The organism is Mesorhizobium sp. B2-7-2 (genome assembly GCF_006440775.1).
GTDB lineage: Bacteria > Pseudomonadota > Alphaproteobacteria > Rhizobiales > Rhizobiaceae > Mesorhizobium.
Window position 1 is genome coordinate 1 of sequence record NZ_VFTZ01000021.1, and the last position, 25,848, is coordinate 25,848.

Consider the following 25,848-nt stretch of genomic DNA (forward strand, 5'->3'; position numbering starts at 1 on the left):
AGCTTCGCTCCTGCTCCGCCCTGGAATGACGATCGCGATGGCGTTTCGGCAATCTCCACGCATGCCACCAACGCAAAACAGAGCCGACCGGTCAAAATCCCTGTGCAGTGCCACTAGCTACCTAGCGGATGCGGCATGTAGCCGACAAAGCCGGCAATCTTCCAGCGTCCGCCGACCTTGCGGCAGAAGTAGAGCGTCTGCCATTTGAGCCGGTCGACGCCGCCGTCGGCCTTGGCGACCGAGCCGTCAAACTTCTTGTGCAGCACCGCGCGGTCGCCGTCGATGTCGATGTCGCGCATGTTGGTGACGCGAAACAGCGCTTCGCGCAGCGGCTCGGCGAATTTCGTCGCCGCGGTTTCCTTGGCCTGCCGCAGCCATTCGTCGCGATAGACATCCAGCCTGGGGAACTGCAGCCGCCAGGCATCTGCGTTGGCAAGGAAATGCGCATGCATGCCGAAGAAGCTTTCCGCGATGAAATCGTCCTCGACCATCGACCAGTCCTGACCGAGGAAGGCATCGATGTCGCGCCGCACCAGCATTTCCCACAGCGCGTGGCGGTCGGCATCGCCTTCCGGAAACGGATTCTTGTCGAAGGTCATGCCGGATCTCCCTCATATGCGCGGCCGATTTCAAGCCGCGTCGAGCGCAAGATGCTCAGGCTTCTGTAATAAAGCAACATGGATTTCGAAAGAATGTTGCTTTCCGACATTGGCTCTAGGAGGATCGTGCCGACAGGCGTAGACGGCTATGTAACCCCGTTCCCGTCAGTCGATAGAAGGAGGCTCCCCTTGTCCAAGCAGTGCTTTGGGAAATCCCACGTTCCGCTCTCGCCCGCCGTCCGCGCCGGCGATTTCGTCTATATCTCCGGCCAGGTGCCGGTGGGCAGCGACGGGCTCGTGGTCAAGGGCGGCATCGCCGAGCAGGCCGAGGAGGTGCTGCAGAACGTCAAGGCGGCCCTGGCGCTCGCCGGCTGCACCATGGACGATGTGGTGAAGACCACCGTCTGGCTGGAGGACGCACGCGATTTCGGCACATTCAACACCGTTTATGCAAAACATTTCCCGAAGGATCCGCCAGCGCGCACCACGGTCGAATCGCGCCTGATGATCGACATCAAGATCGAAGTCGAAGCCGTCGCCTATCGGCCGGTCTGATCGCCCGGTCGGATCGCTTGAAGCAATTCCAGGAAAAGTGCTTAGCGGTTATGTTCGGCGACTTCGCCGTAGCCTTCCGTCCGGAATTGCGTGAAACGAACAAACAGCGAGGGCACCGATGCAGTTCGATCTCCTGATCAAGGGCGGGCGCCTCATCGATCCCGCATCGGGCCTGAACGCGCCACGCGATGTTGCCATTGCCGATGGCCGCGTCGCTTCGATCGATGCCGCCATCGACGCCGAGGCGGCGGGTGAAGTCGTCGACGCCAGGGATTGCATCGTCACGCCCGGCCTCATCGACCTTCACAGCCACGTCTACTGGGGCGGCACCTCGCTCGGCGTCGATGCCGACCGGCTCGCCGCCAAGAGCGGAACCACCACCTTTATCGATGCCGGCAGCGCCGGCGCCGGCAATTTCCTGGGCTTCCGCCGCCACGTCATCGAGCGCTCGAAGGTCCGCATCCTCGCTTACGTCAACATCTCCTTTGCAGGCATATTCGGCTTCGCCAAGACAGTGTCGGTCGGCGAATGCGGCGACCTCAGGCTTTGCGAGCCGCGCGAGACGGTTGCCGCGGTGCGCGAGCACGCCGATATCGTCGTCGGCGTCAAGGTCCGCTCCGGCAAGCATGCCGGCGGCTCGAGCGGCATCGCGCCGGTCGACCTCGCGCTCGAAGCCGCCGACAAGGCCGGCCTGCCGCTGATGGGCGCATATCGACGAGCCGCCGCCCGGCCGCTCGGAAGTGCTGCCCAGGCTGCGCCGCGGCGACATTCTCACCCATTGCTTCCGGCCGTTTCCCAACGCGCCGGTCTTCGCCTCCGGAGCGGTGCGGCCGGACATGCGGCTGGCGCGCGAGCGCGGCGTCATCTTCGACATCGGCCACGGCATGGGTTCCTTCGACTTCGAGGTGGCGAAGGCGATGCTTGCCGAGGGCCTCGCGCCCGACGTCATCTCCAGCGACGTGCATCTCTACTGCGTCGACGGTCCGGCCTTCGACATCCTGGTCTGCATGTCGAAGCTCATGGCGCTCGGCATGCCGCTGGTCGAGGTTCTGCGCGCGGCGACGCAGCGGCCGGCGGAGGCGATCGCAAGGCCGGAGCTCGGCACGCTGAAGGTCGGCGGCGCCGGCGACGTCGCCGTGTTGAAGCTGCAGCCCGGCCGCTTCACTTTCGTTGACGCGGTCGGGGCGTCATTGATCGCGGATCAGCGGCTGGTCTCCAACGGCATTGTCATCGGCGGCAAATGGTGGCCGAACGAAGCGCCCGACCACAATGAGACGGAGCGCTTCGAGGCGCATGCGCACCATACGCATGTGGATGTGGCTGCGGGGCATTTTGGCCCATCATCGTCGTCATTCTAGGGCGGAGCGACGCGAAGCGGAGCGCAGACCCTAGAATCCATTCCGTGACTGTCGCCGAAGAATGCAGCGGTGTAGAATGGGGTTTGAGACGATCCCGGCGAAGAATCCCGTTCTGGTCCGCTTGCACACGCCACGAATGTCACGGCATGTATCCTAGGGTCTGCGCGCGTCGCTTCGCTCCTTGCTCCGCCCTAGGATGACGACCGCTAGGTTCTCGCATTACTCGGCTCTCCATAAACCGGCGTCGCAATCCCCTCCATCCGCGCCTTGAGCTGCAGCGCAACGAACTTCGAATAGAACCTCGACAGCGCCAGATTGCCGCCGTGGAACCACAGCGCTTCCTGCGCCGTCGGTTTCCACATGTTGCGCAATTCGCCCTGCCACGGACCCGGATCGCCCTTCACGCCGGAGCCCAGGCCCCAGCACGGGCCGACCTTGTCGGCGACCTCGCGCGAGACGATGCCCGCAACCGTCTCGTTCATCGACTGGTAGCCGGTGCAGCAGACGATCGCGTCGACGGCGAGCTCGCTGCAGTCCTCGAACAGAATGCCGTCCGGCGTCAGCGACTTGATGCCGACGCCGCTTTTCACCTTGATCTCGCCGTTCAGGATCAGCTCGCAGGCGCCGACATCGATATAGTAGCCGGAGCCTGTCCGGTAGGCCTTCATCAACAGCCCGGTTTCGTCGTCGCCGAAGTCGATGGCAAAGCCGCTGTCGCTGAGGCGCTGGTAGAAATCCGCGTCGCGCGCCCGGATCACATCATAGAGCGCGCGCTGGCCCTCCGGCACCAGCGCGAAGGGCGTGGAGGCGACGATCATGTCGGCCTTGTCGGTGGTGATGCCGCGCGCCAGCGCCTTCTCCGAGAATATCTCGAAGCCGACATCCATCAGCGTGTCGGACTTCACCACCGTCGTCGGCGAGCGCTGCACCATGGTGACCTTGGCGCCCGCTTCCCACAGATCGACGCTGACATCGTGGCCTGAGCTTGCAGCACCTATCACCGCGACGCGCTTGCCGCGGAATTTCTCGCCGGTCGAATACTGGCTGGAATGCAAAAGCTCGCCCTTGAAGCTGTCGGCGCCGGGCAATTCGATCCGCCGCGGCGGCCCGTATGCGCCGGTGGCGAAGACGATGTGCTTGGGCTTCAGCGTGACACGCTGGCCGACCCGGTCGACTACGACGGTCCAGGCCTTCTCGGCCTCGTCATAGGCGGCGTTGATGCATTTGGTTGCGACCCAATAGTTCAGCTCCATGACGCGTGTATACATCTCCAGCCAGTCGCCCATCTTGTCCTTGGGCGTGAAGACCGGCCAGTTTTCCGGGAACGGAACATAGGGCAGATGATCGTACCAGACCGGGTCGTGCAGCACGAGCGAGCGGTAGCGGTTGCGCCAGGAATCGCCGGCGCGCGCGTTCTTCTCGATGATCAGCGTCGGAACGCCGAGCTGGCGCAGCCGGGCGCCCAGCATGATGCCGCCCTGCCCGCCGCCGATCACCAGGCAGTAGGGCTGCTCGTGCACGCCGAGATCGCGCGCCTCGCGCGCCCGTGCTTCCGCCCAGGTCTCGCGCCCGGGATCGGCCTTGTGGCGGATGCCGAGCGGCCGCGCCGGCCCCTTCCGCTCCTCGAACCCCTTGAGCTCGCTCATCGCCGTGAACAGCGTGCGGCAGCGGCCGTCCTTGAGCCGCAGGATCCCCTCGCCGCGCGCCACCGCCGTCTCGAATGTGAACCAGGCTTCGACGGTGCCGTCGTCGACCCTGGGCTCCCCGGACATCCGCCAGTGCGATGGCTGCGCCGATGGCTGCGTGGCCTCCAGCATGTCGCGGATCGCCGCCTGTCCTTCCATGGTTTTGATGTTCCAGGTGAAGGTCAAGAGATCGCGCCAGTAGCAATCCTGCGCGAAGAGGTTCGTCGCCGCCTCGATATCGCCGGCCTCGAGCGCCCGGCCGAATGAGCCGAGCCAGGTTGCCGCCTGTTGCGATGGTGCGATGTCGAGCATTTTTCTTCGTTCCCTTTTTGCATGGTTACAGGCGGATTTTCGCGGCCAGACCAGCTCCGGCAACGCATAGCGCGCTCCCCGCACCCAAAGCGCGCCCAGTCAAAACCCCTATAGAATTCCTATATCTTTCCCACCCGCTCCGTCTCGAACCTTTATGGCGATCGGGTCCATATTTTCCTTCGAAAAACACTGCGAACCGCCGTCGCCGACAAGGCGACGTGGGTCCGCGTAGAGTTTTGAGCCCGCCACTGCGAGCCGGAAGCGCAAGGTGGAAAACAAGGAACGCCTGCCATGGACCTCATAGTTCTCGGGATCGGGATTTTATTCTTCGCCTTGTCCTTAGCCTACGTCAAAGCCTGCGACAGAATCTAAGCAAGGGACCGTACCATGCTTTTCGACTACATCCTCGGCGGCGCGGTGACCTTGTTCCTGCTTGCCTACCTTACCTATGCGCTCATCCGCCCAGAGCGCTTCTGACCGGCACGCGGAGAGCCCATCATGACTATAAATGGCTGGATACAGATCCTCGTCTATTGCGGGATCTTGGCCTTGCTCGTGAAGCCGCTCGGCTTCCATATGCACCGCGTCTTCAGCGGCGACCGCACCGTGCTGTCGCCGCTGCTCGTGCCGATCGAGCGCGGGCTCTATCGCCTCGCCGGAACGAGCGAAAAGGAAGAACAGCATTGGGCCGTCTACGCGACCGGCATGCTGCTCTTCAACCTCGCCGGTTTCCTCGTCCTTTATGCGCTGCAGCGGCTGCAGGGCGCCCTGCCCTTCAATCCGGCCGGGATGACCGCGGTCGATCCTGAGCTTGCCTTCAACACCGCCGCCAGCTTCATCACCAATACCAATTGGCAGAACTACGGCGGCGAAAGCACGATGTCCTACCTCGTGCAGATGGCCGGCCTCACCGTTCAGAATTTCGTCTCGGCCGCCACCGGCATTGCCATCGCCATTGCCTTGATCCGCGGCTTTGCCCGCGCTTCCGGCAAGTCGATCGGCAATTTCTGGGTCGATCTCACCCGCTGCACGCTCTACGTGCTCCTGCCGATCTGCATTGTGCTGACGCTTGCCTATGTCTGGCTGGGCGTACCGCAGACGCTCGGCGCCTATGTCGACGCCACCACGCTGGAAGGCGCCAAGCAGACGATCGCGCTCGGCCCGGTGGCCTCGCAGCTCGCCATAAAGATGCTCGGCACCAATGGCGGCGGCTTCTTCAATGCCAACTCGGCGCATCCGTTCGAGAACCCGGGCGCGATCTCCAACCTGATACAGATGCTGTCGATCTTCGCGCTCGGCGCCGGTCTCACCAACGTCTTCGGCCGCATGGTCGGCAGTGAGCGCCAGGGCTGGGCGATCCTTGCCTCGATGGGCGTGCTGTTCGTCGTTGGCGTTGCCGTCTGCTACTGGGCGGAAGCCGCCGGCAACCCGCTCGTCCATGCGCTCGGCATCGACGGCGGCAACATGGAAGGCAAGGAGACGCGCTTCGGCATCGCCTTGTCGGCTCTCTTCGCCGTGATCACCACGGCCGCCTCCTGCGGTGCCGTCAACGCCATGCATGATAGCTTCACCGCGCTCGGCGGCATGATCCCGCTGATCAACATGCAGCTCGGCGAAGTCATTGTCGGCGGTGTCGGCGCCGGCTTTTACGGCATCCTGATGTTCGTCGTCCTCGCCGTCTTCGTCGCCGGCCTGATGGTCGGCCGCACGCCCGAATATCTCGGCAAGAAGATCGAGGCCAAGGAGGTCAAGATGGCGATGCTGGCGATCCTGTGCCTGCCGCTGGCGATGCTGATCTTCACGGCCATCGCGGTGGTCCTGCCGAGCGCCGTGGCCTCGATGGCCAATGCCGGCCCGCATGGCTTTACCGAGGTGCTTTATGCCTATACCTCGGCGGCCGCGAACAACGGCTCGGCCTTCGGCGGCCTCACCGGCAACACGCCCTGGTACAACGTCACCATCGGCGTCGGCATACTGATGGGCCGCTTTCTGGTCATCATCCCGGCTTTAGCCATCGCCGGCTCGCTGGCCGCGAAGAAGACCGTGCCCGCCTCCGCCGGCACTTTCCCGACCGACGGTACGCTGTTCGTCGGCCTCCTGGTGGGCGTCATCATCATCGTCGGCGGCCTCACCTTCTTCCCGTCGCTCGCCGTCGGTCCGATCGTCGAGCATCTGGCGATGATCCATGGACAGACCTTCTGAGGTGACCATGCCCCGCTTCAACGACATACGCCACAACGACCGTCCCCCGACCGGTGACGGAGCGCCCGACGACGGAAGGGACGAGAAGCCTCGTCCTTTCCCGACACTTTCAACCTTTCTCGGCATGGCGGCCGCGCTGTTCGTGTTGTGGCTGCTGGCCACCGGCCTGCCGCACCTGCTCCCGAAGACCGAACTCCCGGCGCCGTCCAACATAACCGATACCGGAACCCAAAAATGAGCCAGTCCAAATCCGCTGTTATCGTGGATGCGCGCGTTCTGGTGCCAGCCCTCGGCGGCGCCTTCCGCAAGCTTAATCCGCGCACGCTGGCCAGGAACCCGGTGATGTTTGTCGTCGCGGTCGTCTCAGCTCTCACCACCGTGCTTTTCCTCCGTGACCTGATCGCCGGCGGCGGCGATCTCGGCTTCACGCTGCAGATCATCATCTGGCTCTGGTTCACCGTGCTGTTCGCCAATTTCGCCGAGGCCGTCGCCGAAGGCCGCGGCAAGGCGCAGGCCGACTCGCTGCGCAAGGCGCGCACCGAAACCCAGGCTAAGCTGCTCACCAACGGCGAGGACCGCTCGAAATTCAAGCTGGTTCCCGGCACCAGCCTGAAGGTCGGCGATGTCGTGCTGGTCGAGGCCGGCGACATCATCCCTTCCGACGGTGAGGTGATCGAGGGCGTGGCCTCCGTCAACGAAGCCGCGATCACCGGCGAATCCGCGCCCGTCATCCGCGAATCCGGCGGCGACCGTTCGGCCGTCACCGGCGGCACCCAGGTGCTGTCCGACTGGATCCGCGTGCGCATTTCCGCCGCTTCCGGCCAGACCTTCCTCGACCGCATGATCTCGCTGGTCGAAGGAGCCGAGCGCCAGAAGACGCCGAACGAGATCGCACTCAACATCTTGCTCGTCGGCATGACGCTGATCTTCGTGCTGGCGACCGCGACCATCCCGAGCTTCGCCTCCTATTCGGGCGGCTATATCCCGGTGACGATCCTCGTCGCGCTGTTCGTGACGCTGATCCCGACCACGATCGGCGCGCTGCTGTCGGCGATCGGCATCGCCGGCATGGACCGCCTGGTGCGCTTCAACGTTCTCGCCATGTCCGGCCGCGCCGTCGAGGCCGCCGGCGACGTCGACACGCTGCTGCTCGACAAGACCGGCACCATCACGCTCGGCAACCGCCAAGCCACCGACTTCCGCCCGGTCAAGGGCGTCACCGAGCAGGAGCTGGCCGACGCGGCTCAGCTTGCATCGCTGGCCGACGAGACCCCGGAAGGCCGCTCGATCGTCGTGCTGGCCAAGGAGAAATACGCCATCCGCGCCCGCGACATGGCGACCTTGCACGCCACCTTCGTGCCGTTCACCGCGCAGACCCGCATGAGCGGCGTCGACATCGACGGCTCGTCGGTGCGCAAGGGCGCGGTCGATGCGGTGCTCAATCACGTGAACCGGTCGACTGTCGCCACCCACGGCGCGCGCCCGAGGACCGAAACGATCCGCGACCTGCAGTCGATCGCCGACGAGATCGCCAAGGCCGGCGGGACGCCGCTGGCGGTCGAGCGCGACGGCCGCCTGCTTGGCGTCGTCCACCTCAAGGACATCGTCAAGGGCGGCATCCGCGAGCGTTTCGCCGAGTTGCGCAAGATGGGCATCCGCACGGTGATGATAACCGGCGACAATCCGCTCACCGCCGCGGCAATTGCCGCCGAAGCCGGCGTCGACGACTTCCTCGCGCAGGCGACGCCGGAGAACAAGCTGTCGCTGATCCGCGAGGAGCAGGCCAAGGGCAAGCTGGTCGCCATGTGCGGCGACGGCACCAACGACGCGCCCGCGCTCGCCCAGGCCGATGTCGGCGTCGCCATGAACACCGGCACCGTCGCCGCGCGCGAGGCCGGCAACATGGTCGACCTCGACAGCGATCCCACCAAGCTGATCGAGATCGTCGAGATCGGCAAGGCGCTGCTGATGACGCGCGGCTCGCTGACCACCTTCTCGATCGCCAACGACGTGGCCAAGTATTTCGCCATCATCCCGGCGATGTTCGCGATCTTCTACGTCGCGCCCGGCCAGTCCACCGGTCCGCTGCAGGCGCTCAACATCATGCATCTGGCGACGCCACAAAGCGCCATACTGTCGGCCATCATCTTCAACGCGCTGATCATCATCGCGCTGATCCCGTTGTCGCTGAAGGGCGTGAAGTACCGAGCCATCGGCGCCGGTTCGCTGCTCACTCGCAACCTGCTCATCTACGGCCTCGGCGGCATCGTCGTGCCGTTCGTCGGCATCAAGGCGATCGACCTGATCGTCACAGCCCTCGGCCTCGCATAAGGATTTGCCCCAATGTTCAAGCAACTCAGGCCCGCTTTGGTCATGATCGTCTTCTTCACGGTGCTGACCGGCCTCATCTATCCGATCGGCATGACCGGCATCGCCCAGGCGCTGTTTCCGAACCAGGCCAATGGCAGCCTTGTCGAAAAAGACGGCAAGGTCATCGGCTCCAGCCTGATCGGCCAGGCTTTCGCCGGCGACCGCTATTTCCACGGCCGGCCGTCGGCAGCCGGTGAAGGCTACGACGCCGCCGCCTCCGGCGGCTCGAATCTCGGTCCGAGCAATCCCAAGCTCATCGAGCGCGTCAAGGGCGACGCCGAGAAACTCAAGGCCGAAAACCCGAATGCGCCGGTGCCGATGAACCTCGTCACCACCTCGGGCAGTGGTCTCGATCCCGACATCAGCCCGGACGCCGCCTATTTCCAGGTGCCGCGCGTCGCCAAGGCCCGCGGCGTGGACGAGGCCAAGGTGAAGGCGCTCGTCGACAGCCATGTCGAGGAGCGCGAGCTTGGCGTCCTCGGCGAGCCGGTGGTCAACGTGCTGGCGCTGAACCTGGCCCTGGACGACGTGAAGTAACCCGCCCGCGCCGGGGATCGACACGATCCCCGGCGCAATTCATGATTGGACCTGATGCCGGACGACAGGACCGACCCCAAGAACCGACCCTCCCCCGACGCGCTGCTGGAGCATGCCGAGCGCGAGGGCCGTGGCCGCCTGCGCATATTTCTCGGCGCCGCGCCCGGCGTCGGCAAGACCTACGAGATGTTGATGGCCGGCCGCGCCCGCCGCGCCGACGGCATCGACGTCGTGATCGGCATCGTCGAGACGCACGGCCGCAAGGAAACGCAAACCCTTGTCGACGGCTATGAGGCGATCCCGCGCCGCCTGGTCGAGTATCGCGGCCAAACCCTCGACGAGATGGACATCGACGCCATCCTGAACCGGCGTCCTGCGCTGGTCCTGGTCGACGAGCTTGCCCATACCAACGCGCCCGGCAGCCGGCATCCCAAACGCTATCTCGATGTGCAGGAGATCCTGGCGCAAGGCATCGACGTCTACACCACGCTCAACATCCAGCATGTCGAAAGCCTGAACGACGTCGTCGCCCAGATCACGCGGGTCAGGGTGCGCGAGACCGTTCCCGATTCCATCATCGACCAGGCCGACGACATCGAGATCATCGACCTCACGCCCGACGACCTGATCAAGAGGCTGCAGGACGGCAAGGTCTATTTCCCCAACACCGCGCAGCGTGCGATCGAGAATTATTTTTCGCCGGGCAATCTGACGGCGCTGCGCGAGCTGGCCCTGCGCCGCACGGCCCAGCGCGTCGATGAGCAGCTGCTCAACCACATGCAGTCGCATGCCATTCCGGGGCCGTGGGCGGCCGGCGAGCGGGTGCTCGTCTGCGTCGACTCACAGCCTGGCGGAGCGGCCCGCATCCGCTACGCACGCAGGCTCGCCGACCGGCTGCGCGCGCCCTGGACGGCGCTGCATGTCGACACGCCGCGCCTCGCCGGCCTGTCCGAGGAGGACAAGGACCGCCTGGCCAGGAACCTGCGTCTTGCCGAGCAGCTCGGCGCCGAGATCGCCACCATTCCTGGCCAGAACGTCGCCCAGGACATCGTGCGTCACGCGACGGCGAACAACTTCACCCATATCGTCGTCGGCCGGCCGACCCGCTCGCGCTGGCGCGAGCTGATCGAGGGCTCGCTCACCCATGATCTGATCCGCAATGCCGGCGACATCAGCGTCCATGTCATTTCGGGCGCCGGGCGCGATGGCGACGCGCTGTCGGCGCGGGTGAAAGCCGCGCCCGAGCAGAAGCCTTTCCAGATCTGGCCGTATTTGTTCTCGACGGCCTATGTCGCCGGCGCGCTGGCCGTCAGCTCGATCCTCGACCAGTTCTTCGATGTCCGCAATCTCGCCAGCGTCCTGCTTCTTGCCGTGCTGACCTCGGCCGTGACATTCGGGCTCTGGCCGGCGCTCTATGCCTGTTTCCTCAGCGCGCTTGCCTTCAATTTCTTCTTCCTCGAGCCGCGTTACACGCTGACGATCAGGGACCCGGAGAGCATCGTTGCCTTTACCGTTTTCCTCGTCGTCGCCGTGATCGCCAGCAATCTGACGGCACGCGTGCAGCGCCAGGCCGTCGCCGCCCGCTCGCGGGCGCGCGCCACCGGCGACATCTATTCCTTTTCCAGGAAGCTCGCCGGCGCCGGCACGCTCGACGACGTCTTATGGGCCACCGCCTTCCAGATCGCTTCGATGCTGAAGGTCCGTGTCGTGCTGCTTTTGCCGGAAAACGGCACCATCACCGTCAAGGCCGGCTATCCGCCGGACGACACCTTGGCCGAAGCCGATATCGCCGCCGCGCGCTGGGCCTGGGAGCACAATCGGCCGGCCGGCCGTGGCGCCGACACCTTGCCCGGCGCAAAACGTCTCTATCTTCCTTTGCGGACGGGCCGGACAGCGATCGGCGTGGTCGGTCTCGACAATGACAAGCAGGGCCCGCTGCTGACGCCCGAGCAGCAACGTTTGCTCGACGCCTTGGCCGACCAGGCCGCCGTCGCCATCGAGCGCGTCCAGCTCGTCGCGGATGTCGACCGCGCCAGACTTGCGGCTGAAGCCGACCGGCTGCGATCGGCGCTGCTCACCTCGATCTCGCATGACCTGAAGACGCCGCTTGCCGCGATCATGGGCGCGGCCGGCACGCTGAAGGAATTCGCGCCGGCGCTGCCGGAACAAGATCGCGCGGAGCTTCTGGCGACCGTCGTCAGCGAGTCCGAGCGGCTGAACCGCTTCATCGCCAATCTGCTCGACATGACCAGGATCGAGTCGGGCGCGATGGAGCCGAACTATGCGCTCCATTATGTCGGCGATGTCGTCGGCTCAGCGTTGAACCGGGCGCAGAAGATCACCGCCGAGCACAAAATAGAGACCGACATCCCGGCCGACCTGCCGATGCTGAGGCTCGATCCTGTGCTGTTCGAGCAGGCATTGTTCAACCTGCTCGACAATGCCGCCAAATACGCCTTGCCCGGCTCGGCCATCCGGCTGCAGGCGTGGGTAGACAGCGGCGCCGTCATCCTGCAGGTGATGGATGAGGGGCCGGGCATCCCGCCGGACGATCTGGAGCGGATATTCGATACCTTCTACCGCATGCGCAAGGGCGACCAGGTGCGCGCCGGCACGGGTCTCGGCTTGTCGATCAGCCGCGGCTTCATCGAGGCGATGGGCGGCACGGTCGCGGCGGCAAACCGCACCGACCGTCCAGGCGCGATCTTCACCATCCGCATGCCGGTGCCGGCTGAGTTGCCGGCGCTCGGCGCACCGCTTACGGACGATGCGGCATGACAAATCAGACCGTCTCCATTTTGGTCGTCGACGACGAGCCGCCGATCCGAAAGTTGCTGCGCGTCGGCCTCGGCAGCCAGGGCTATGCGGTCTCCGAGGCGCCGAATGCCAAGGCGGCCCTCGAGCTCGTCCAGGCCGAACGGCCCGACCTTATCCTGCTCGATCTCGGCCTGCCCGGCATGACCGGCCTCGAGCTGCTCGACAAATGGCGAAGCGACGGCCTCGACATTCCGGTCGTCATCCTTTCAAGCCGCACCGACGAGCCCGGTATCGTCGCAGCGCTCGAGCTCGGCGCCGACGACTACGTGACCAAGCCCTTCGGCATGAACGAGCTCGTCGCGCGCATCCGCGTGGCGCTGCGCCACAAATTCCAGCAACAGGGCGAGAAGCCGGTGTTCCATACCGGCGACCTTTCGGTCGACCTTGTGAAGCGTATCGTCATGGTCGAGGACAAGGAAGTGAAACTGTCGCCCAAGGAATACGACATCCTGCGCATGCTCGTGCAATATGCCGGCAAGGTGCTGACGCATCAGTTCCTGATGAAGCAGATCTGGAACGACTCGACCGACGTCCAGTATCTCAGGGTCTATGTGCGCCAGCTGCGGCAGAAGATCGAGAAGACGCCGGACCAGCCCCGCTACATCATCACCGAGACCGGCGTCGGCTATCGGTTGCGCGAGGTGGAGTAGCTGAGGCAAGCCGTGGTGGTTGGCCGAAGCATCTCAGGGTCGTCATCCACCGGCGGAGCGGGAGCGAAGCGGACGCGTAGACCCGAGGATCCATGCCGTTACGCCGGCCAAGGAGTGCTGCGGAGCAGAACCTGCACCGTTACAGCGCTTCGAGGTCACGGCATGGATCCTATGGTCTGCGCGCGTCGCTTCGCTCCTTGCTCCGCCATAGGATGACGATCGCGACGGGCGTTTGAGTGAAATCCCTGCATGCGCGCACGCTCACACACAGCAGCGATCCCCACGAGCTAGTCCGCCGACAGGTCCGCCGTCCGGGCGAGCGCACTGCCAAAACCGTTGAGCGAGATGGTGAAGGAGATCGGCTGCGCAGTGTCGGCCGCCGTGGCGTTGACCTTCAGCGTGGTGCCGTTCTGCAGCAACGGCGTGATATTGGCATCGAACGTCACCGGTACCAGGCAACCTACCGCCTGGCAGGTGTTGAACTGCAACGTGCCGTCCAGCTTCTTGTCGTCGATTTCGAACGAGATCCCGTTGGCCAAGGCGAGCCCGAAGGGCAGCGCCAGCGTGCCGGCGGCGTCCTGGCCGGTCTTGGTCGTCAATTCGATCGCCAGCAGCCGCTGGCCGCTCTGCTTGTTGAACTGCTGATGCGACAGGCTGCAGACCTTGTTGGTGCCGGTGACCTGGCAGTTGACCGTCCAGTCGCCATGCGTTTCCGACAGCGCCGAGGCGCCGCCCGGCAGTTGCGGCTTGGCCGCCGCACCGGTGGGCTGGGCCGCTGGAGCCACCTTGTCGGTCTTATTCTGCGCGGCAAGTCCCGCCGCCGGCACACCGGCGATGCAGGCGGTTGCCATCATCGCCGCGAGATACGCGTATTTCGTCCTCATGAGATCCCTTCTTAGCCGCCGCCCGCGTCAGCTAGAAGCTGACCTTCAGAGACGCGCTGACCGCATTCTGCTTGACCGTTTGCCCAAAGGCGCCGTTGTACCTGACAGCCAACCCGACGCCGTTGACGCCATCGAGCTCCAGCCCGGCGCCGACCCGATAGAGGGGCGAATCGATGACTTCAGTCAAGTGCAATGCCGGATTGCGGGGCAGATTCTCGGCGGCGGCGAAACGCCCCTCGATCTCCCACCGCTTGGTGGAGAACTCGACGCCGGCCTTTCCGTAGATGCGGAAACCGGCGATGGCGCTGACCGGGATGTCGGCCCCCGATCTCCAGCGCCGGCGTCGCGGCATAGTCTATCGCGCGGCTTGCGTGAGCCGCATCACGTTTCGCAGTTGCCCATAGCGTTATTGGCCATCCGCACTATATGAAACGCATGGTTTTTCGTATGGGAGCCTTGCGGATGCTTCGTCCGGCTGTTCTGGCAGGCGCCGTGCTGGCCGCCTCGGTTTGTCTGATTGCGCCGTCTTATGCGCAGATCGTCATCCCGACGAATCGCAACGCATTGGTGCAGCAGAATGAGCTGCAGCAGTTGCAGAACAGGTTGCAGCGGCAGCAATACCAGCAGCAGCAGCAATTGTATCGCGAGCTTGACCGGCAGAGCGCGCCCAAGCCCCGGCCCGATGTGCCGGTATACGGCAACACCTGTCGGATGGAATCGGTCGGCAACATTATTTCCAGGGTTTGCCGCTGACATTTTATTCTTTTCAGTTTATTAGCCGACTTACTTACTGGCAAAATGCCGGATTGCAAGGGCGGTGGTTCTAGAGCAATTCCAGGAAAAGTGTGACACGGTTTTCCGTCGGGAATTGCGTCAAAACTAAAGAGATAGAGCGGTTCGCCGTTTCCATGAAACGGTGAAACGCTCTAGGGTTTGCAGGAGAACAGGTTTTTGCCCACGCGGATGGCGTATGGCAGGGATGCTGCTCTGACCGGAATTTGGGATGGCAACAACCAAGAAAAAAGCAGTCCGCAGAGCCAGGAAAGGCCAACGGATCCGCCAGGTGGCGGCCATTCCGTATCGGGTGCGAGAAGACGGCAATCTCGAAGTGTTGCTGGTCACCTCACGCACCACGCGGCGCTTCATCGTGCCAAAGGGCTGGCCGATGAAGGGCAAGAGCGGGCGCAGGGCGGCAACGATCGAAGCCCGCGAGGAAGCCGGCGTGCTCGGCAGGACGCTGAAGCAGCCTGCCGGCACCTATTCCTATTGGAAACGCATGCCCGACGGCTTCATTCGCGTCGACGTTGTGGTCTATCTGCTCGAGGTCGCCGAGGAGCTTGTCGACTGGCAGGAAGCCGCGAACCGGCAGCGCGCATGGCTTCCGGCGGTCGACGCCGCCCTGCTCATTGACGAGCCGGACCTTTCCACGCTGCTGAGGGATTTGACCGTTCCGTCAGCAAACGCGGCATAAGCAACCATCTATTCGGTCCGGCCGTACCGGCGTGGCGGCCCACGGCCGCGGCTTCGTATGCGCGACCTCATTCGCTGCTTGACTCATGCATATCCCAATGGTTATACGTCAATCAATAGCCAACGGGTTATCGGTTAGAAATGACGACCGCGCATGATATGCTGTTCAGGACGCTCGCCGATCCGACGCGACGCGCCATCTTCGAACGGCTCTGCCGCCAGGGCGAGCAGACGGTCGGAGCCCTGACCGTCCAGGCCGGGGTGTCGCAGCCGGCGGTGTCGAAGCATCTGGGCGTCCTCAAGGAGGCGGGACTGGTGCGCGACCGCCATGAGGGCCGCCAGACCCATTACAGCGCCCAGCTCAAGGCGCTCGCGCCGCTGATGGACTGGACGCGCCACATGGTGGGGTTTTGGGAAAGCCGCTTCGACGATCTGGAAGACCTGCTCAAAAGGATGGATCAATGAATGAGGCCGCAACGCGCTCCGTCATCGTCGAGCGCGAGATACCTTTTCCGCCGGAAAAGATCTGGCGCGCGCTCACCCAACCGCATCTCATCGAGGAGTGGCTGATGAAGAACAGCTTCAAGCCGGTCGTGGACCATCGCTTCAATATGAGCGCCGAATGGGGCGGCGTCGACTGCCAGGTGCGGACGGTCGAGCCCAACCGGACCCTGTCCTACAGCTGGGACACCAAGGATCTCGAGAGCGTGGTCACCTGGACGCTCACCCCGACGGGCAAGGGCACGCATTTGCGCATGGAGCAGGTCGGCTTCCGCACCGACCAGGAGCCGTATTACCGCGGCGCCACGGTGGGCTGGAAGCGCAACTTCACGGCCCTGGAGCAGCTGCTTTCGCGGATCGATTGACGTCCGCCGAAGCCTCAAAACACAGACACGGTTCCGGCGGGGCGGCAAAACGCGAGCGTAAGCAATGGAGGCACGAAAATGAAGATCAAGCTGACCAGCATCTATGTCGACGACCAGGAAAAGGCTCTTGGCTTCTATACCGAAATTCTGGGCTTCACCAAGAAGGCCGACTTCACCAATGGGCCGTTTCGCTGGCTGACTGTCGTCTCGCCTGACGATCCGGACGGCACCGAACTGCAGCTGGCCCTCAACGACAATCCGGCGGCAAAGACTTATCAGCAGGCCATCTTCAAGCAAGGCCAGCCGGCGCTGATGCTGTTCACCGACGACATCAAGAGCGATCATGAGCACATCAAGGCGAATGGCGGCAGTTTTGCCATGGCGCCGACCGCGGTGACCGGCGCGACCATCGCGCAGCTCAACGACACCTGCGGCAACCTCATTCAGCTTTCGCAGCTGGCGCGCTGGTAGGCAACTCGATCCGTATCGTCATTCGCAAGGGAGGTTATATTGAACTGGAGCAAGTGGATCAGGCAGCTTCACCGCTGGCTTTCGATCATCTTCACCGTCACCGTCATTGCCAATTTCGCTGCCATGGCCATGGGCCCGCCGCCCGCCTGGATCGTCTATTCGCCGTTGATTCCGCTTTTCCTGCTGCTGTTCAGCGGCCTCTATATGTTCGTGCTGCCCTATGCCGCCAGATGGCGCGGGGAGCCGGCGGGCGAGCGCACGGGATCGGCCTGATGGCAAAGACGAAATCGAAGGCTGCCGAGTCCGCGGACGCGAAACCTGTCCTGCTTTCGGGCGGCAACCCGCAGATCGCCAAAGGCTATGGCGATGCTCCGGTGCAGGCCTATATCGCGGCGATGCCGGGCTGGAAGAGCGAGGTCGGGCGCCGGCTCGACCAGCTCATCATGCAGGCCGTCCCTGGTGTGCAAAAGGCCGTCAAATGGAACTCTCCCTTCTACGGCATGGAAGGCGACGGCTGGTTCCTCGGCATCCATTGCTTCGCCAAATACATCAAGGTGGCGTTCTTCCGCGGCCTGTCGCTGAAGCCGGTGCCGCCTGTCGAATCCAAGAGCAAGGACACACGCTATTTCCACATCCACGAGAACGAGCCGATCGACGAGGAGCAGTTCGTCTCCTGGGTGAAGCAGGCAAGCCAGCTGCCCGGCGAACGGATGTAAGCGCACGAAAAATCAAGCGCCGTCTCCCCGAAAGGGCCATGGTGGCGAACTCTTATCCAGCATCGAGGAGAACCGGGCATGCAACTAGGCGACGTACAGGACGGCAAGTCTGCGTCCGAACTGATCGACGGACGGATCAGGGAGCTGGGCGACTGGCGGGGCGAGACGCTTGCCCGGCTCCGCGCTCTTATCAGGGAGGCAGCGCCTGAAGTCGTCGAGACATGGAAATGGCGCGGCGTGCCGGTCTGGGAGGATGCCGGCATGATCTGCACCGGCGAGACTTACAAAGCTGTCGTCAAGCTGACCTTCGCCAAAGGCGCGGCGCTGCCCGATCCCAAGAAGCTCTTCAACTCCAGCCTGGAAGGCAACACCCGGCGCGCCATCGATTTCAAGGAAGGCGACAACGTCGACGCCGACGCCCTGAAGTCGCTCGTCCGTGAGGCCGTTGCGCTCAACAAATCCAAGACCAAGCGCTGAGACGCGACTGTCGCGCGGCGCTATCGGATTGATGTTGCCGGCTTTTTCTTCCGGCCCTCGCACCGCAAATCGATACTATGCACGAAATATCGGTATCAAGCGCGTAAGCGTCCTTCTTTTGCTGCGCAATAACTCATGAAACAAATACTGGGCAAATTTATCGACTGTTAATCCGGGCACGTTATTTGGATTGATGTCGCCAGTAACCGGACGGCATGTGGGGAAGAACATCGTCTCAACCGGCGGATGAGCCAGTCGGACAGACACCGAGGGGGCCTGCGCACGCGCCATGGGAATGGGATGAAGCTCTCATCGACCGATGCTGCCCCGCGCCTCATCGGGCTGGTCTGGCCTTTCGTCGCGGTCGTCCTGATCCAGGCGCTGGTTGCGACCCTCAGCCTCCACACGTTGTCAGCCGTCCGCGCCTATGTCGGCGGCGAAAGCCAATGGTCGAAGGGGCAGAAGCACGCCATCTATTTCCTCAGCCTTTATGCCGACACCGGCCGGGAAGAGTATTTCAGCGAATATCGCCAGGCCATCGCCGTGCCGCTGGCCGATCGAACCGCGCGGCTTGCGCTCGAACAGGCTGAACCCGACACGAATGCGGCCAGGCTCGGCTTTCTTGGCGGCAACAACCATCCCGACGATGTCGCCGGCCTGATCTGGCTGTTCCGGAATTTTCGCGGCGTCAGCTATCTCGACACCGCGATCCGCCGCTGGACGGATGCCGACGTGATGATCCTCGCCATCGAAAGGCTTGGCGACGACATGCATGGCAGGCTCGAGAAAGGGCCACCATCGTCAGCCGAGATCGCTCTCTGGAAAGTGCAAATCCACCAGATCGACCACCAGATCGGGCCGCTCGCCAAGGCCTTCTCCGACAGTCTCGGCGAGGGGTCGCGCTTCATCAAGACGGCGCTGACGGCGGCCAATCTCGCGACAGCCGCGCTGCTTATCCTGCTCGCCGTCTGGCGCACGCGAAAGCTGATGAAACAGCGCCAGGCATTTCAGACAGCCCTCAGCGCCGAGCGCGAGCGGGCTCAAATCACATTGGCCTCGATCGGCCAGGCCGTCATCAGCACCGATGCCGAGGGGCGGCTGGACTACATGAATGCTGGAGCGGAAAGGCTGCTTGCCTGCTCTTTAGCCGCCGCCAAAGGCAGGTCGGTCGCCTCGTTGTTCCGGCTCGTCGACAAGGACAGCGGTGTCGAGGAGGCCGATCTGATCCCGCGCCTGCTCGCGGGCGAGCCGCGCCGCTCCAATGTTCGCCCGCAGCTTCTGGAGCGCCCCGACGGTTCGGTCGTGCCGGTGGCGCTGAACGGCGCTCCGCTGATCGTTTCCGGCTCGATCCTGGGTTGCGTCCTGGCCCTGCACGACATGACGCGCGAGCAGGACTATATCGAGCGCCTGTCGTGGCAGGCATCGCATGATGCGCTGACCGGTCTCGTCAACCGCCGCGACTTCGAGAAACGTCTGGCGAGCGCGATCTCCGAAGCGCCGGAAAGGTCGCGCCGGCACGCGCTGATGTATCTCGATCTCGATCAGTTCAAGCTGGTCAACGATACCTGCGGCCACGCCGCCGGCGACCAGCTGCTGCGCCAGATCTCGACGCTGCTCGCCAACGAGCTGCCGCCCGGCGACATCCTGGCGAGACTGGGCGGCGACGAGTTCGGCGTGCTGCTCTTCGATTGCGATGCCGACTGTGCCGCCGCCACCGCCGAACGGTTGCGCGCCACGGTCCAGGATCTGCATTTCTCCTGGGAAGGGCGTCCCTTCAACATCAGCGTCAGCATCGGCATGGTCGAAGTCGCCAATGTCGGCATGACGCTGGAGGAAGTGCTGCGCGCCGCCGACGTCGCCTGCTACATGGCCAAGGAAAAGGGCCGCAACCGCGTCCAGCTCCACAGCGACGGCGACAGGGCGCTGCGCGAGCGCTTCGGCGAGATGGCCTGGGTGCAGCGCCTGCATGCCGCGCTGGATGAGAACCGCTTCCGGCTGCATGCGCAGGAAATCGCCCCGTTGCGGGACGATGCTGCCGAGCCGGGCGCGCATATCGAAATCCTGCTCAGGCTGACCGACGAGGACGGCAGCTTCGTCACCCCGCAGAGCTTCATCCCGGCGGCGGAGCGCTACGGACTGATGCCGGCGATCGATCGCTGGGTGGTACGCAACGCCTTCGCCATATTGGCGTCGAGACGCACCGATCCGAGCGCGACGCCGATATCCACCTGCGCGATCAATCTTTCCGGTGCAACTTTCGGCGACGAGACGTTTCTCGGCTTCATGCGCGAGCAGTTCGCCGCGCACGCCATTGCGCCCGAAACCATCTGCCTGGAGATCACCGAGACCAGCGCCATCGCCAACCTGACTGAGGCCATGCGCTTCATCGCCGATCTGCGCGGGCTGGGCTGCCGCTTCGCGCTCGACGATTTCGGCTCCGGCATGTCGTCCTTCGCCTATCTGAAGCATCTGCCGGTCGACTACCTCAAGATCGACGGCGGCTTCGTCAAGGACATGCTCGACGACCGCATCGACCGCGCGATGGTCGAGATGATCCATCACATCGGCAAGGTGACGGGAAAACGCACCATCGCCGAATTCGTCGAAAGCGATGGCATCGTCGAAGCCTTGAGGGCGATCGGCGTCGATTACGCGCAGGGCTATGCCATAGCGAGGCCCCAGCCATTCGATGTGACGACGGTGCTGGGCAGCCGTCCAGGTGCAAAGGCGGACGCGTGGAACGGAGTGGCAGGGGCGTTGCGCCGCAAGGCGGGTTAAGCGCCTCCTTTTCCGGATCCGGCCTGCCGTTCCAGCAGGATCGTCGGCTTCTCGTGATAGGTGGTCCGCAAAATCTCTCTATAGCCGTTCCTTCCAGCCACCTTCTGCGAAGCGCCGTTTTCAGGATCGATGATGCAGACGGTTCTTGCCTGTCCGAACGTCTCGTCGCTCCAGGCGACGATCCGCCCCACGACTTCGCTCGCAAGCCCTTGGCCATGCGCCTCCGAGGCCAGCGCCCAGCCGGCCTCCGGCACGCCTTCGAGAGACGGCACGATCTCGCGCTTCAGGTCGTGGAAGCCGGCCTCGCCGATGAAGCGCCCCGTCGCCTTGTCCTCGATCGCCCAGAATCCATAGCCGATCAGCGACCATAGGCCGGCATGGCGCAGGAAGCGCATCCAGCTCTCCTCGCGCGTGCGCGGCTTGCCGCCGATGAAACGGGTGACGGCGGGCTCCGCCCACATGGCGGCATAGGTTTCAAAATCGTCCAGCCTGTGCGGCCGCAAAACGGTGCGCGCCGTTTCGAGAAGCGGCACGCCGGCTTCCGTCTTGATGCTCATGGCATTGCCCTCCATCGACGCGACAGCGCTTAGCAAAACAGCACGCTCGATCAAGAGCCAGGCCAATGCGTTGGCTCTTCCAGCCATAACGGCCATGGCACGGCTGCATCGCTATGGGCTTTTCGCCCGGCGATGCTAGTTTGCGCACGAAACCGACCCAGAAACGCAAGTCGACCGAAGGAAGAACCATGGACACCACAGACCTGTTGCTGGCGATCGCGCATCACCTTCTGGTGTTCTCGCTGGCCGGCATCATCGGCGCCGAATTCGTGCTGGTGCGCGGCGATTTGGCAGCGGCGACGCTGAAGCGCCTTGCCGGCATCGACCGCCACTACGGCATCATCGCCGCGCTGATCGTCATCGTCGGCATCTGCCGGGTGTTCTTCGGTCTGAAAGGCTGGGAATTCTACGTCTACAATTGGGTGTTCTGGGCAAAGATGGCGGCCTTCGTCATCGTCGGCCTGCTTTCGATTGTGCCGACTATGCGCTTCCTCTCCTGGAACAGGCAGGCGAGCGGCAATCCGTCTTTCGCGGTGCCGGCGGCGGAACTGGCCTCGGTGAAGAACTATGTCCGCGCCGAGGGCTTTATCTTCCTGCTCATTCCGGTTTTCGCAGCGGCCATGGCGCGCGGCTACGGATATTAAAACTTTACTGAGTCAGACGGCCTCGACCGGAAACGTCTCATCCAGCGGCGCGATCGGCACCAGCGGGGCCGGCACGTCGGTGGTCTTTTCCTTCGACTTGCAGATGTCGGCGATGACGCAGACCGGGCAATCGGGCTTGCGCGCCTTGCAGACATAGCGGCCATGCAGGATCAGCCAATGATGCGCATGGCGCATATAGTCGGCGGGGATGACCTTGAGCAGCCCCTGCTCGACCTGTTCCGGCGTCTTGCCGGGCGCCAGCCCGATCCGGTTGCCGATGCGAAAGATATGCGTGTCGACCGCCATGGTGTGCTGGCCAAAGGCGACGTTGAGCACGACATTGGCGGTCTTGCGCCCGACGCCCGGCAGCTTCACCAGCTCGTCGCGGTCCTGCGGCACCTCGCCCGCATGGTCTTCGATCAACGCCTTCGACAGCGCGATCACGTTCTTGGCCTTGTTGCGCCACAGACCGATGGTGCGGATATGGTCCCCGACCTTGGCCTCGCCCAATGCCAGCACCTTGGCCGGCGTGTCGGCCGCGGCGAACAGCGCCTTGGTTGCCTTGTTGACGCCGGCGTCCGTCGCTTGCGCCGACAGCACCACTGCGACCAGCAGAGTGAAGGCGTTGACATAGTCGAGCTCGCCTTTCGGCTCAGGCCGCTGCACGGAAAAGCGCCGGAAGATCTCATGCACCTCGGCGGGGCTGTAGAGCGACCGCGTGGCGGCTTTTCGCGGCCGTCGGCCAGGCGCCCGGCCGCCGCCCGGGATAGCGGGCTGAGGTTTTTTGACAGCTGCGGATTTTTTCGACTTGGGAGGCGCCATTTCCCTCCTATAATATTCCCTCATGAGCGACACAAACGCCTCGTTCCAGGCCGACGAGCCATTTTTCCAGGCCTTGCTGACGCCGCACCGCTCGCTCGGCCGCACCGGCTTCCTGATCCTGATGGGAGCGCTTCTGTTCGGCTGGGCGGTCACCGGCGCTTTCTTCCTGACGCATGGCGCATGGCCGGTGTTCGGCTTCTTCGGCCTCGACGTGGTCGCCGTCTACATCGCTTTCCGCGCCAATTACCGGGCTGCGCGCGCCCGCGAGGAAATCTCGGTCTCGCGCACCAGTCTCGACATTCGCAAGACAGCGCCTTCCGGCCGCTCGGAAAACCATCGCTTCAACCCGTTCTGGACGCGGTTCTCGATCGCCCGCCACAGCGAGATCGGCATCACCAAGATGGCCGTCGAGGCGCAAGGCAAGAGTGTCGCGATTGGCGGCTTCCTCAATCCCGACGACCGCGAAAGTTTTGCTACCGCCTTTTCGCGCGCGCTGGCGACCGCCAAGACGCGCTGATGCGTAAGCGTTTCAGAACCGGTAGCGCAGCAGCCTGCCGACCTTGCGCATCGCGGGAATAAGCCTCCAGAGGCCAACGAACAGACGCGCGGACCAGCCCAGGCGCGCCCCTTGCTCCGGCTTGTAGGACGGAACCTCGCCGATGAAGCGAAGTTTCGGGATGGCTCGCTCCAGTTCGCGCGGATCCTCAATGGCCCAATGGACTTCTGCGCCCGTTGCCTTCAAGGCAGGGCTGAGACGCATCAGCTTCAGTCCGAAATGGCTGTAGGCGTCGAACATCAACTCGCCGCCGGCCAGATGCGAGACAAGGCGCGCAAACAGCCGCGGCCCCTCGTCGGCGGCGAGATACGGCGTCAGCCCCTCGGCCACGATCATTGCCGGGCGATTGCGCGGCACCTCGGCCAGCCAGCCCGGTTCGGTAACCGACGAAGCGATTAGATGATAATGGTCCCTGCTCGGATAAAGCCTGCGCCTAAGCGCGACGACGTCGGGATAATCGACGTCGAACCAATCGACGCCTGGCAGTGGATCGACCCGGAAGATCCGCGTATCGAGCCCGCATCCCAGATGCAGCACGATCGCGTCCGGATATCGCGCAAGGAAATCGCGGACGCGGACGTCCAGTGTCTTCGCCCTGATTGCAAATCCCAGCCCGAGATTGCCGTCGACCTTGAGCCTTGAGAAATCATAGTCGATCCTGCGCACCGCCTCGTCGGCGAAGTGATCCTGGAGCAGCGAATTGGGCAGCCGGCTCTCCAACGCCTTGCCGTAGAGTGTCATCAGCAAGGTCTCCCTTGCCCCGGTCAGATCAACCTTTTCGACGGCCATGATCGTCCTCTTCGGCGCGAAGCTGACTCTATCTGGGTGCGGATGGCGGGAAGGCAAGTTTCGGGTGGTGGCAAAGCTCTGGAGGACCGATATTCGCGATCAAGGAGATATTGCCATGAACGCCCAGATGACCATGAATACGCGGATGAAACCAACCGCGATCCTTGAGAACGACATCACGCCGGAAGGCAGCGACTACGATGTCGTGCGCCGCGCCATCGAGAAGATCAGCCTCGACTATCGCAACCAGCCCTCGCTCGAGGTCCTGGCCGAGGAAGTCGGCGAGACGCCGACCGGCCTGCAGAAACTGTTCACGCGCTGGGCCGGCCTGTCGCCCAAGGCCTTCCTGCAGGCGGTGACGCTCGACCACGCGCGCAGGCTGCTGGATTCAGGCATGCCGCTCCTGGAGACCTCGTTCGAGCTCGGCATGTCCGGTCCCGGCCGGCTGCACGACCTCTTCGTCACCCATGAGGCGATGTCGCCCGGCGACTATAAAACCCGGGGCGCGGGTCTCACCATCCGCTACGGCTATCACATCTCGCCTTTCGGCATCGCGCTGATCATGGTCACCGACCGGGGCCTCGCCGGCCTCGCCTTCTGTGACGCCGGCGGCGAGCGGGCTGCCTTCGCCGACATGTCCGGCCGCTGGCCAAACGCGACCTATGTCGAGGACATGTCCGCCACCCAGGCTTATGCCGCGCGGGTCTTCGACCCGACGCAATGGCGCGCCGACCAGCCGCTGCGCGTGGTGATGATCGGCACCGATTTCCAGCTGCGCGTCTGGGAAGCGCTGCTGCGCATCCCGATGGGCAGGGCCTGTACCTATTCCTCGATCGCGGCAAGCATCGGCGCGCCAAGCGCGAGCCGGGCCGTGGGCGCGGCGGTGGGCGCCAACCCGATGTCGTTCGTGGTGCCCTGCCACCGGGCGTTGGGCAAGTCCGGCGCGCTCACCGGCTATCACTGGGGCCTGACGCGCAAGCGCGCCATCCTCGGTTGGGAAGCGGGACAAGTGACGTCCTGAAAACAATCGATTTTTTCGCACCCTTGCGAGAAACCGCGTATCAAAATATAAAGGGGCACAAGCCAAAACAAATAAACAGCCTTGTTCATGAATGCAACCGGCGACAACCTCTGGTTATTGCCGGCTTTCTTTGAAGTTGCTTTCCGCTGTTATTTCATTTAACGCTAAATTAACCACGATAAAGAGAAGATAACCCCACATTGAGCCGCATTATCCGGCTCGAAAGCGGGGTCTCAATGAAGTTCTTTCGCGCCGTCATGGCTGCGAGCGTGCTCGCCGCCTGCGCCGGCCAGGCAGCATCGGCGGCCACCACCGGAAATGTGCTGTTCAATGGTACGATCACCGCGACCTGCACGGTCACGATCAACTCCAACGGCACGATGACCGTCAGCAGCAATCTTCAGTCGCTGAGCTCGCATAATGCAGGCGGCTCAGCCGGCAGCGCTCAGGTCGATACCACGGGCGGCGTCTCGCTCAGCGTAGACCCGGTAACCACGACGACCGTGCCGGCCTCGGACGTTACGGCGACGACATGGACCCCCACCTTCGCCACTTCCGGCGCTCAGACGATTGCCGAAACCGGCACTGCGACGGCCCTGACGGTGCCAGGCACATCCACGGTCGCCGTCAATCTTGCCGGCACCAAGAGCGGCACGAACCGCTTCTCCGCCGGCAACTACCAAGCAACGGTGACGCTGCGCTGCGAATAGTC

28 protein-coding genes and 1 pseudogene are annotated in these 25,848 nt (G+C 63.8%); 22 read left to right on the forward strand and 7 right to left on the reverse strand.

Annotated features, from left to right (window positions below):
• Window positions 1–113 precede the first annotated feature (113 nt).
• Entirely contained in the window at window positions 114–599 is a 486-nt protein-coding gene (locus tag FJ425_RS24040; protein WP_140546656.1) for a hypothetical protein, read from the reverse strand.
• Between the two features lie 189 nt (window positions 600–788).
• Between FJ425_RS24040 and FJ425_RS24045 the strand changes: the two genes are divergently transcribed.
• Window positions 789–1,154: a RidA family protein gene (locus tag FJ425_RS24045; protein WP_140636903.1), complete on the forward strand. Its 366-nt coding sequence runs from the start codon at window positions 789–791 to the stop codon at window positions 1,152–1,154.
• 118 nt (window positions 1,155–1,272) lie between these two features.
• Window positions 1,273–2,512: pseudogene (locus FJ425_RS24050) on the forward strand (amidohydrolase/deacetylase family metallohydrolase).
• Between the two features lie 206 nt (window positions 2,513–2,718).
• Here FJ425_RS24050 and FJ425_RS24055 read toward each other — a convergent pair.
• A complete protein-coding gene (locus FJ425_RS24055) occupies window positions 2,719–4,509 on the reverse strand; it encodes an NAD(P)/FAD-dependent oxidoreductase (RefSeq protein ID WP_140726512.1) in 1,791 nt (596 codons plus the stop codon).
• Between the two features lie 387 nt (window positions 4,510–4,896).
• Here FJ425_RS24055 and FJ425_RS24060 point away from each other — a divergent pair, with 387 nt between their 5' ends.
• Genes FJ425_RS24060 through FJ425_RS24090 form a run of 7 tightly spaced genes read left to right on the forward strand, consistent with a single transcriptional unit; the run spans window position 4,897 to window position 13,085 of the window.
• Window positions 4,897–4,986, forward strand: a complete 90-nt coding sequence (locus FJ425_RS24060) for a K(+)-transporting ATPase subunit F (RefSeq protein ID WP_036257910.1) — start codon at window positions 4,897–4,899, stop codon at window positions 4,984–4,986.
• Between the two features lie 21 nt (window positions 4,987–5,007).
• Window positions 5,008–6,711: a potassium-transporting ATPase subunit KdpA gene (gene kdpA, locus FJ425_RS24065; protein ID WP_140726515.1), complete on the forward strand. Its 1,704-nt coding sequence runs from the start codon at window positions 5,008–5,010 to the stop codon at window positions 6,709–6,711.
• 7 nt (window positions 6,712–6,718) lie between these two features.
• The gene (locus FJ425_RS24070; RefSeq protein ID WP_140546651.1) at window positions 6,719–6,949 is read left to right on the forward strand and encodes a hypothetical protein; all 231 of its coding nucleotides are present in this window, start codon (window positions 6,719–6,721) and stop codon (window positions 6,947–6,949) included.
• Complete coding sequence (gene kdpB, locus FJ425_RS24075) at window positions 6,946–9,042, forward strand: potassium-transporting ATPase subunit KdpB (protein WP_140546650.1); 2,097 nt, start codon at window positions 6,946–6,948, stop codon at window positions 9,040–9,042. Before FJ425_RS24070 ends, kdpB begins: the two co-directional genes overlap by 4 nt.
• Before the next feature lie 12 nt (window positions 9,043–9,054).
• Window positions 9,055–9,618, forward strand: a complete 564-nt coding sequence (gene kdpC, locus FJ425_RS24080; protein WP_140726518.1) for a potassium-transporting ATPase subunit KdpC — start codon at window positions 9,055–9,057, stop codon at window positions 9,616–9,618.
• Window positions 9,619–9,672: 54 nt separating this feature from the next.
• Window positions 9,673–12,396: a sensor histidine kinase KdpD gene (locus tag FJ425_RS24085; RefSeq protein ID WP_140726521.1), complete on the forward strand. Its 2,724-nt coding sequence runs from the start codon at window positions 9,673–9,675 to the stop codon at window positions 12,394–12,396.
• The gene (locus FJ425_RS24090; protein ID WP_140546647.1) at window positions 12,393–13,085 is read left to right on the forward strand and encodes a response regulator transcription factor; all 693 of its coding nucleotides are present in this window, start codon (window positions 12,393–12,395) and stop codon (window positions 13,083–13,085) included. The genes FJ425_RS24085 and FJ425_RS24090 overlap by 4 nt, the downstream gene beginning before the upstream one ends.
• A gap of 287 nt (window positions 13,086–13,372) precedes the next feature.
• Here FJ425_RS24090 and FJ425_RS24095 read toward each other — a convergent pair whose 3' ends face one another.
• On the reverse strand, window positions 13,373–13,969 hold the full coding sequence (locus tag FJ425_RS24095) for an invasion associated locus B family protein (protein WP_140546256.1): 597 nt from the start codon (window positions 13,967–13,969) through the stop codon (window positions 13,373–13,375).
• 31 nt (window positions 13,970–14,000) lie between these two features.
• Window positions 14,001–14,321: a hypothetical protein gene (locus FJ425_RS24100; protein WP_140726523.1), complete on the reverse strand. Its 321-nt coding sequence runs from the start codon at window positions 14,319–14,321 to the stop codon at window positions 14,001–14,003.
• Window positions 14,322–14,431: 110 nt separating this feature from the next.
• Between FJ425_RS24100 and FJ425_RS24105 the strand changes: the two genes are divergently transcribed.
• From FJ425_RS24105 to FJ425_RS24150, 9 genes are all read left to right on the forward strand, one after another.
• A complete protein-coding gene (locus tag FJ425_RS24105; RefSeq protein WP_246677994.1) occupies window positions 14,432–14,722 on the forward strand; it encodes a hypothetical protein in 291 nt (96 codons plus the stop codon).
• A gap of 250 nt (window positions 14,723–14,972) precedes the next feature.
• Complete coding sequence (locus FJ425_RS24115) at window positions 14,973–15,440, forward strand: NUDIX hydrolase (RefSeq protein ID WP_140688345.1); 468 nt, start codon at window positions 14,973–14,975, stop codon at window positions 15,438–15,440.
• A gap of 140 nt (window positions 15,441–15,580) precedes the next feature.
• Window positions 15,581–15,904 carry a metalloregulator ArsR/SmtB family transcription factor gene (locus tag FJ425_RS24120; protein WP_140726529.1) on the forward strand — a complete coding sequence of 108 codons (324 nt, stop codon included), beginning with the start codon at window positions 15,581–15,583 and terminating at the stop codon, window positions 15,902–15,904.
• Window positions 15,901–16,305 carry an SRPBCC domain-containing protein gene (locus FJ425_RS24125; protein ID WP_095769285.1) on the forward strand — a complete coding sequence of 135 codons (405 nt, stop codon included), beginning with the start codon at window positions 15,901–15,903 and terminating at the stop codon, window positions 16,303–16,305. Before FJ425_RS24120 ends, FJ425_RS24125 begins: the two co-directional genes overlap by 4 nt.
• A gap of 78 nt (window positions 16,306–16,383) precedes the next feature.
• Window positions 16,384–16,776: a VOC family protein gene (locus tag FJ425_RS24130; protein WP_140726532.1), complete on the forward strand. Its 393-nt coding sequence runs from the start codon at window positions 16,384–16,386 to the stop codon at window positions 16,774–16,776.
• A 39-nt stretch (window positions 16,777–16,815) separates the two neighbouring features.
• A complete protein-coding gene (locus FJ425_RS24135; RefSeq protein WP_095769283.1) occupies window positions 16,816–17,049 on the forward strand; it encodes a hypothetical protein in 234 nt (77 codons plus the stop codon).
• Window positions 17,049–17,492 carry a DUF1801 domain-containing protein gene (locus FJ425_RS24140; RefSeq protein ID WP_181176034.1) on the forward strand — a complete coding sequence of 148 codons (444 nt, stop codon included), beginning with the start codon at window positions 17,049–17,051 and terminating at the stop codon, window positions 17,490–17,492. Before FJ425_RS24135 ends, FJ425_RS24140 begins: the two co-directional genes overlap by 1 nt.
• Before the next feature lie 78 nt (window positions 17,493–17,570).
• A complete protein-coding gene (locus FJ425_RS24145) occupies window positions 17,571–17,969 on the forward strand; it encodes a DUF1801 domain-containing protein (protein ID WP_140726538.1) in 399 nt (132 codons plus the stop codon).
• A 300-nt stretch (window positions 17,970–18,269) separates the two neighbouring features.
• Window positions 18,270–20,747 carry an EAL domain-containing protein gene (locus FJ425_RS24150; RefSeq protein WP_140726541.1) on the forward strand — a complete coding sequence of 826 codons (2,478 nt, stop codon included), beginning with the start codon at window positions 18,270–18,272 and terminating at the stop codon, window positions 20,745–20,747.
• Here the strand turns inward: FJ425_RS24150 and FJ425_RS24155 are convergent.
• A complete protein-coding gene (locus FJ425_RS24155) occupies window positions 20,744–21,304 on the reverse strand; it encodes a GNAT family N-acetyltransferase (RefSeq protein ID WP_140726544.1) in 561 nt (186 codons plus the stop codon). The two genes, FJ425_RS24150 and FJ425_RS24155, sit on opposite strands and share 4 nt — an antisense overlap.
• 188 nt (window positions 21,305–21,492) lie before the next feature.
• Here FJ425_RS24155 and FJ425_RS24160 point away from each other — a divergent pair, with 188 nt between their 5' ends.
• Window positions 21,493–21,948, forward strand: a complete 456-nt coding sequence (locus FJ425_RS24160; RefSeq protein ID WP_140636930.1) for a DUF2214 family protein — start codon at window positions 21,493–21,495, stop codon at window positions 21,946–21,948.
• Between the two features lie 12 nt (window positions 21,949–21,960).
• Here FJ425_RS24160 and nth read toward each other — a convergent pair whose 3' ends face one another.
• Window positions 21,961–22,770, reverse strand: a complete 810-nt coding sequence (gene nth, locus FJ425_RS24165) for an endonuclease III (protein ID WP_140726547.1) — start codon at window positions 22,768–22,770, stop codon at window positions 21,961–21,963.
• 22 nt (window positions 22,771–22,792) lie between these two features.
• Between nth and FJ425_RS24170 the strand changes: the two genes are divergently transcribed.
• Entirely contained in the window at window positions 22,793–23,287 is a 495-nt protein-coding gene (locus tag FJ425_RS24170; RefSeq protein ID WP_140726550.1) for a DUF2244 domain-containing protein, read from the forward strand.
• Between the two features lie 12 nt (window positions 23,288–23,299).
• Here FJ425_RS24170 and FJ425_RS24175 read toward each other — a convergent pair whose 3' ends face one another.
• Window positions 23,300–24,115: a class I SAM-dependent methyltransferase gene (locus tag FJ425_RS24175; RefSeq protein WP_140726553.1), complete on the reverse strand. Its 816-nt coding sequence runs from the start codon at window positions 24,113–24,115 to the stop codon at window positions 23,300–23,302.
• A gap of 115 nt (window positions 24,116–24,230) precedes the next feature.
• Between FJ425_RS24175 and FJ425_RS24180 the strand changes: the two genes are divergently transcribed.
• Window positions 24,231–25,136 carry a methylated-DNA--[protein]-cysteine S-methyltransferase gene (locus FJ425_RS24180; protein WP_181176036.1) on the forward strand — a complete coding sequence of 302 codons (906 nt, stop codon included), beginning with the start codon at window positions 24,231–24,233 and terminating at the stop codon, window positions 25,134–25,136.
• Between the two features lie 236 nt (window positions 25,137–25,372).
• Window positions 25,373–25,846 (forward strand): hypothetical protein, encoded by a 474-nt coding sequence (locus FJ425_RS24185; RefSeq protein WP_140546268.1) that lies wholly within the window; start codon window positions 25,373–25,375, stop codon window positions 25,844–25,846.
• Window positions 25,847–25,848: the final 2 nt, after the last annotated feature.